Origin of the sequence: Stenotrophomonas sp. Sm6012, from assembly GCF_030985895.1 — a bacterium.
Lineage (GTDB): Bacteria > Pseudomonadota > Gammaproteobacteria > Xanthomonadales > Xanthomonadaceae > Stenotrophomonas > Stenotrophomonas forensis.
Genome location: NZ_JAPTFX010000039.1, coordinates 26,973 through 33,707, shown reverse-complemented (window position 1 = coordinate 33,707; position 6,735 = coordinate 26,973). Strand labels below are relative to the sequence as shown.

At 61.1% G+C, this 6,735-nt stretch carries 6 protein-coding genes; 4 read left to right on the top strand and 2 right to left on the bottom strand.

Annotated elements, in window-relative coordinates:
* Positions 1-28 precede the first annotated feature (28 nt).
* The gene (locus tag O0J73_RS09495; RefSeq protein ID WP_308308573.1) at positions 29-481 is read right to left on the bottom strand and encodes a DUF932 domain-containing protein; all 453 of its coding nucleotides are present in this window, start codon (positions 479-481) and stop codon (positions 29-31) included.
* A 382-nt stretch (positions 482-863) separates the two neighbouring features.
* Between O0J73_RS09495 and O0J73_RS09490 the strand changes: the two genes are divergently transcribed.
* The 4 genes from O0J73_RS09490 to O0J73_RS09475 all read left to right on the top strand — a co-directional run bounded on the left by O0J73_RS09490 (position 864) and on the right by O0J73_RS09475 (position 5,124).
* On the top strand, positions 864-3,623 hold the full coding sequence (locus O0J73_RS09490; protein ID WP_099475921.1) for a UvrD-helicase domain-containing protein: 2,760 nt from the start codon (positions 864-866) through the stop codon (positions 3,621-3,623).
* A gap of 141 nt (positions 3,624-3,764) precedes the next feature.
* Positions 3,765-4,277 carry a hypothetical protein gene (locus tag O0J73_RS09485; protein WP_241898713.1) on the top strand — a complete coding sequence of 171 codons (513 nt, stop codon included), beginning with the start codon at positions 3,765-3,767 and terminating at the stop codon, positions 4,275-4,277.
* Positions 4,278-4,280: 3 nt separating this feature from the next.
* Entirely contained in the window at positions 4,281-4,505 is a 225-nt protein-coding gene (locus O0J73_RS09480; protein ID WP_099475920.1) for a hypothetical protein, read from the top strand.
* Positions 4,506-4,773: 268 nt separating this feature from the next.
* Positions 4,774-5,124: an HNH endonuclease signature motif containing protein gene (locus O0J73_RS09475; protein ID WP_241898712.1), complete on the top strand. Its 351-nt coding sequence runs from the start codon at positions 4,774-4,776 to the stop codon at positions 5,122-5,124.
* A gap of 42 nt (positions 5,125-5,166) precedes the next feature.
* Here the strand turns inward: O0J73_RS09475 and O0J73_RS09470 are convergent, their stop codons facing one another.
* A complete protein-coding gene (locus tag O0J73_RS09470; protein WP_308308572.1) occupies positions 5,167-6,732 on the bottom strand; it encodes a DUF2357 domain-containing protein in 1,566 nt (521 codons plus the stop codon).
* Between the last annotated feature and the right edge of the window lie 3 nt (positions 6,733-6,735).

Below are 6,735 nucleotides of genomic sequence, written 5' to 3'. Positions count from 1 at the left end.
GCGTGTCACCGGTAGAGTTTGAAAGGCGCTACGCGCAGAGCGGCAACTGAGTGTCTACAGAACTCTGGCCGGTCCACTGATCCTGACCCTTTAGGGCCACACCCTGCCCAGTACGGGCCAATGCCCAGAACTTCCGCCCTCCACGAAGCACGCCCGCAGTTTCCAACTCGAATCCGCTGTAGCGCGTCAGGTCGCGGTAGAACTCAAGGATCTCCCGCGGCTGGACCACTTGATAGCGCTTGGACACCACGGCCAAAGGTCGCTTGGTGTCAGAGCGATAAAGCACCTTCTGCCCGGGGAATGCCCGCACCGGATACTGATCTTCAGCCTCGGCGGCGAATCGCACTTCAGCCTCCTCCAAGGACCAGTTCATCCCGGCGCGTTCGCGCCATACTTCAATGGACTGCCCTGGAGCCAACTGGCTTCCGATGCCATGCCATGGGACTTGGCCTGCATAGGCCATGGTTTCAACGTGATGCATCTCGGTCTCCTTTCATAGACGGCATAACGCACAAGGCCCGGACAATGCCGGGCCTTGTGGGTCTATCTGGATTGTTGGTTTAGTCGTAGGAATCCCGGCCGAACTGGTCCGGGCGGGTGAACGAACAACGGGCTACGGCCGACAAGATGGCCGCAGCCACGATGAAGACGCAGTAGAGGAACTCGGACTTATCTTTCATATCTTGTACTCGAAGCGATACGCCTATGCGAGGCGCACACGCAAAGCAGGAGGATCCTGCTTCAGCGTAGTACTAAGGGTCTGAAATAAATTCAAATAGAAGATAGGTCAAGCGATTATCATGGAACCGTCGGTACGGTGACGCATCCCCACCGGCATTTCCAAGGAACATGTGGGACAAGGAATGGCAAAGGAATGGGGCCCGTCGTGGGTGGGCCGGCACGTAACCGGGTCATCGGAGTGGCACTTGCGCTTGGAGGGCTTGGAGCTCTCTTTGGCGTTGAACGGGCGCACCCATCGGGTCAACGTCGAGAACGAAACCACTTACCGCGTCAACGCCGGCACCTTCTGGACCGACATCACATTTCACCCGGGGCAGAACCGGGAAGTGAAGACCGATGGATTGCCAAACGCCCAAGGCGCTACTTTGGTTCAGGCGTTGAGCATTGCATTGACGGAGAAGCGCCTGCGCGAGGACGTGGAGCTCCTCAAGGGCGAGCACCATAAAATCAATACATGGCTGGACTACAAGACAGAACAAGAGCAAGCCTGTTCGGAGCGGCGCCGCTGGTTCACCCACGAACAACAGGCCGACGTCCTGGCGGCCCGCCCTAGGGTTGATTATGCCGCCCTTCGGGCTCGCTTGAAGAAGCCGGGCGTGGCGGTCCGGCTGGGGCCGACGGCCCAGGCGATCGAGCGCTCGTTGGCTGCATGGGAAACCGACCACCGCCCAGCCTGGGCCGCGCTCAACGCCGCCCATGTGAAACACGAGTTGGTGGCCTGCAAAGACTTGCTGGATCGGGTGGAGAGCAAACCGCTCACCCCGGAACAGGCAAGGGCCGTGGTGTGCTTCGACAACCGCGTGCAGGTGGTGGCCTCGGCCGGCTCGGGCAAGACGTCGACGATGGTCGCTAAGGCGGCGTATGCCATCCACCGAGGGTTCGTGGCCCCCGAACGGATCGTCCTGCTGGCGTTCAACAAGCAGGCCGCCGAAGAGCTCAAGGACCGCGCAGCCTTGGCGTTTGAGCGCCTGGGCATGACGGAGGTGACCGTGGAAGCCTCCACCTTCCACGCGCTGGGCTTGCGCCTCATCGGCAAGGCCACCGGGGAAAAGCCCGACATTCCCGATTGGGCCACCGACGCGGCCGGTGGGGTGCGAAAGCTCACCGACATCGTGGACCAGCTCAAAGACCGTTGTCCGACGTTCCGCCGCCAGTGGGACCTATTCCGCTTCGTCTTTGGAAAGGACCTCCCAGCGTTTGGTGCCTCGGAGCCGGCGGACGTGTGGGACGCCCAGGGCAAGGGCGCGCTGGTCACCAACCGCGGTGAGCGGGTGAAAAGCATGGAAGAGGCGATGATCGCCAACCTGCTCTTCTTGAACGGGGTCAACTACCGCTACGAGGGCCCCTACCCCCACCGCACCGCCGACGAAACGCACCGACAATACAAGCCCGATTTCTACTACCCCGATCTGGACCTATTCCACGAGCACTTCGCGCTCAACGCAGACGGCGTGCCGCCAACGCACTTCGAAGGTTACCTGGAAGGAGTGATTTGGAAGCGGCAGCTCCACGCGGACAAAGGGACCGCGCTGTTTGAGACCACCAGCCACGGGTTGCGCCACGGCGACGATCTGGACCGCCTGGAGCGCGAACTGACCGCCCGTGGCTTGGTGCTCGACCCCAACCCCGACCGGGAAATTCCCAAGGAGGGTCAAAAGCCCATGGAATCGGTCGAGCTCATTGGGCTAGTGCGCACGTTCATGAGCCACGCCAAGAGTAATGGCTTGAGCGCTTCGGACCTGCAGCAGCGACTGGACGCCATGCCTGCCGACACCTTCAAGCTGCGCCACCAGATGTTCCTGGACATCGTCGTTCCGGTGATGGCGGCGTGGGACCACGCCTTGGCGATCGACGGTGGCATCGACTTTGAGGACATGCTCAACCTCGCCGCCGGCCACCTGGAAAGCGGGCGCGTGGAATCGCCTTACGATCTGGTGATGGCCGACGAATTCCAAGATGCCTCACGCGCCCGGGCCAGGTTGTGCCGTGCACTGGTCCAAGACAAGGGCCGCTTCTTCTTCGCCGTCGGCGACGACTGGCAGTCGATTAACCGTTTTGCCGGCGCGGACGTGTCTGTGATGACCGGCTTTCGCCAGTGGTTTGGCCACGGCCAGGTACTCAAGCTGGAGCAAACGTTCCGCTGCCCCCAGGCTCTGTGCGACGTCTCCAGTGCGTTTGTCTCCAAGAATCCGGGGCAGATCGCCAAGCGCGTGCATTCCGCGACCCCTGCCCAAGGCCCAGTGCTCCGAGCGTTCCAGGTGGACAGCAAGGACCAGTTGGCCGATGCAATCGACCGCTTCGTGGTGAGCCTGGCCGGCGGCGTGCGCGATGGCACGATCCTTCCGGGGCGAAACGGCAAGGTGTCGGTTTACGTCCTGGGCCGCTACAACGCCGACCGGCAGTATGTGCCCATAAGGCAGAGTCGGTTCAACCGCTGGGTGGACGTCTCCTTCCTAACCATCCACCGCTCCAAGGGCAGCGAAGCGGACTACGTCATCCTTCCTGAGATGATCAGCGCGCCGCGTCGGCGAAGTTTTCCCAACACGCGCACCGATGATCCGGTGTTGGCCCTGGCGATGCCCGAGGGAGACACGTTCCTCCTGAGTGAAGAGCGCCGGCTGTTCTACGTGGCCCTGACCCGGGCCAGGCGCACCGTGGCGATGTTTACCGCTCGCGGTCAGCGCTCAATGTTTCTTCGGGAGCTGGAGGAAGACGGTGTCCTGGAGATTACCGACGCCGATGGCGAAACCGTCAAGGAAGAAGCGTGCCCGGCTTGCAAGCAAGGGGTGCTGGTGCTGCGCACGGGCCCTTATGGGGAGTTTCACTCCTGCTCCAACTTTCCCGTATGCAGCTTCAAACCAAAGCGGCGAGGAACGGGATAACTCCCCGTGGCCCCGCTTCGAATCGGCACACAAGCCAAGCAACCGAACATTGCATGTTCCAACGAACCTACAATGTCATGCACTACTGCGCCTCGCCATGCATCCCCCCAATTCAATTCCTCCCGACCTCAGAGGTCATTCTTGAGCACACTGAACCAGGCGCTGGAAGACCTCACGCATAACATCGACCGGGCACGCGTGCTGCAGTCAGCGACGGCAGAGCTGTCGCGACAGATCCACGCAGAAAGAACGGTGATAGAAGCGGCGCTTCAGTCTGCTCAGCAATCCGTGGACCTAGAGAAGGATTTGGAAGCCAGAGGCCCAGCATTTCGGGCGATATTTGAACAATCCAAGGCCGGCCTTCTCTGCGTGCTTGGCGAGCAGCCCTCCTCCCAGGAGCCAAGGATCGAACGTCACCTCTTGCCCAACTTCAAGCACGTGGGCTCCCATGACCACCCTGACATTCAACAGGCCATCGACTTGAAGGCGGCTGGGATACTGAATGATCGCGAGGCTTTTCTGTCGATGGCTCGCGCGCACCTGATGAGCAACCCGGCGCTGCTGCCCGCCTTTGAAAGCGCCCTACAGCACCTCAACGGCGAGCACTACTGGGAGACACTGGATCCCGACCGCACGTTGACACAGAGGGCCTAGTCGATGGCTCCAACACGCGCCAAGCGCGATGGGGTGAATTATTGGCGGGCGGTTGCGGCGATCGCCGAGTTGGGCCGTGCAACCTTGGCAGAGGTGGAAGCCTCGGACCGCGAGCGGTTTCCCACCGATCCATTGGGCAATGACCGTGCCGACTTGGAGTTTTTCACGGTAAACAGCGCCAGCCGGATTCACTACAACTACGCCCGCACGAACTGGCGAAGCGACTAGGACCATCCGCACGATCGGCTGTTCAAAGTAGTTGAGGTTGGCCCGCCGCGGCGCATCCGCTACGTGCTGTTCAATCCGGCCCAGTACGGACATTGGGATCTGCTGTCGATGGGCGCGTGGAAGTGGCAAGCGGCTCCGTTGGCGATGGGAGAGCAAGCCAAGGCGGAGGCGGAAACGCAGGCCGATGCCTTCAATGCTCCGTTGGACAGCACTCACGTCGCCCGGGTGTGGGCGATGCATGCGGTGGCCCAGCGCAAGGGGCCAACCGTTGTTTCTCGCCAAGTTGCTGGACGCCTACGGTGGCCGTTGCGCCATCACTAGGTGCTCGGCGATGGAGGTATTGGAGGCGGCGCTCGTGCTGCCCTACAAGGGCGAGTACACCAACCGTTTGGACAATGGCTTGTTGTTGCGGGCTGATCTCCACACGCTCCTCGATTACGGGTTGCTCTGGGTCACGCCCAAGAACACCGCGGCCTTGGCCCCGTCGTTACTGACCACCGACTACGCGGTTCTTCTGGAGAAGCCTTTGGATCTACCCGCCTCTTCGTCTCTTCGCCCCAATCGGGTACACCTGGGCGAGCAAGCCAATGCGTGCATGGTTCGTCACTACCGAGGATAAAAGCCATGCGACTGTTTGACTTGCTCGGTAATCCCCCCACTTTTAGAAGGCCCCAAAAGTGGAGGTAGATAGCCAGCGGTCCAGCGCCACACTGAGACCCAAGCGCGTGTCCGGCGCTAAAGGGAGGACCCCGACCTGGTGAGCGGCATGGAATTCAGGCGCCTCCAACCAAGGCGCGCCGCCACCACGGGGAACCAGCAACAACGAGCACACCGGTCGCGCCTCGTCCCAACGCAATGCGTCCTGATAGAGATGTGCCGAGCGCATAGCGTCCAGAACATTGATCCGACTGGTGCGGTACTTGGCGTCGAGTACAAACATCCTGCGTACACCACGGTCATCGACTGTGATCACGATATCGGGGTGAAGTTCGGCGGAAATGCTGCGAAACCCGGTCGGCGTACTGTCACCCGCTCGAAATCGACGCTGCAACCACGCTTCCATCTGTACGCCATCGCCCGCCCCCACCACTCGGATGCAGTCGTTCCGCGTCGTCGGATAGTGCGTTGTCCAGCTTAGATCCGGTCGTTGCTTTCGAAGGCACTGCACCACCTGGGCAAAGCACCAACGCTCGTAGATCTCCCAAGTTGGACTCAACCAAGTCTGCTCATCGGCCAAATCGCCAGCTACGCCTCCACGGAGTGACGACCAAGCGAACCGATAGGCACGTGCATAGGCGGGATGGGCAGAGATGGCGTTCAAGCCGGCGGCAGTCACCTCGGCGCGGGTAGTCAAAGCGAAAGGGGCGCCTTTGAGTAAGCGCGCAAGAGCTTTCGACAGCCCGTCTAGGTACGCCAACTTTCGGGCCAAGCGAGGCTGCAACGGTGTCCTAGTGCCAGCTTTTTCGTCCACTCGCGCTAGTACCGCGAGTGCATCAGCCACATGTTGGCAACGTAGCCGCACCGACAGCATGACCGCGACCAAAGCCCGATTTGCGGGATTGTCGACGGTGTCGGTGGACTGCGTAACTTCGATTAGTGGCGTCTTCTCATTCAATTCACCGGCATCATCGTTCAAGTACGCGACTGTCGCCGGATGTCGCAGTAGTCTGACGGCCGATGCGACATCGAGTCGTCGTACGTGATGGGCCGGAACTAGGGCGCGGTCACACTGCAGCCGGGTCAAGGGATGGCCCATCACGGCTCGCAAGGCGGCCTGCAGGGCATCACCGTTCCGCCGCAGACGCGCGTACGCCAGAAGCGGCGAAGTCACCTCACCGGACACACCGATACTGGCTTGTGCCGCCTCGGTGCCGAGTAGGAGCGCCGGATCAAAGGCACGAAGTTCCTCCAGCAACGTGTGGAAGACCCCTTCACCAAGCTTGCTGCCTTCAGGACCGACATCAAGACGGTACTCCGCCAGACGCTGTCCACTATGACTGAGTAATTCGGCGACCACCACGCCTGCATAAAAGCCTGGTGTCCATCGCCAGCCCGACTGGCCACCGACCTGGACGGCTTCCGCAGGCGCCTCGTCGATATACAGATCAACGCCATCCAGCGGGGCGATAAAAAAGTATGTGCCAAGCTCCCGAAACCCAGGCACCGTGACATCGGGCAGAAGCTCTTGGCTGACATTCGCTTGGTCGATGCAACGCAATGCCACCATTGG

Excerpts from the sequence above, each read along its gene's own strand:
- O0J73_RS09490 (WP_099475921.1), top strand. The coding sequence starts at position 864 with ATGGCAAAGGAATGGGGCCCGTCGTGGGTGGGCCGGCACGTAACCGGG.
- O0J73_RS09470 (WP_308308572.1), bottom strand. The coding sequence starts at position 6,732 with ATGGTGGCATTGCGTTGCATCGACCAAGCGAATGTCAGCCAAGAGCTT.
- O0J73_RS09480 (WP_099475920.1), top strand. The coding sequence starts at position 4,281 with ATGGCTCCAACACGCGCCAAGCGCGATGGGGTGAATTATTGGCGGGCG.
- O0J73_RS09495 (WP_308308573.1), bottom strand. The coding sequence starts at position 481 with ATGCATCACGTTGAAACCATGGCCTATGCAGGCCAAGTCCCATGGCAT.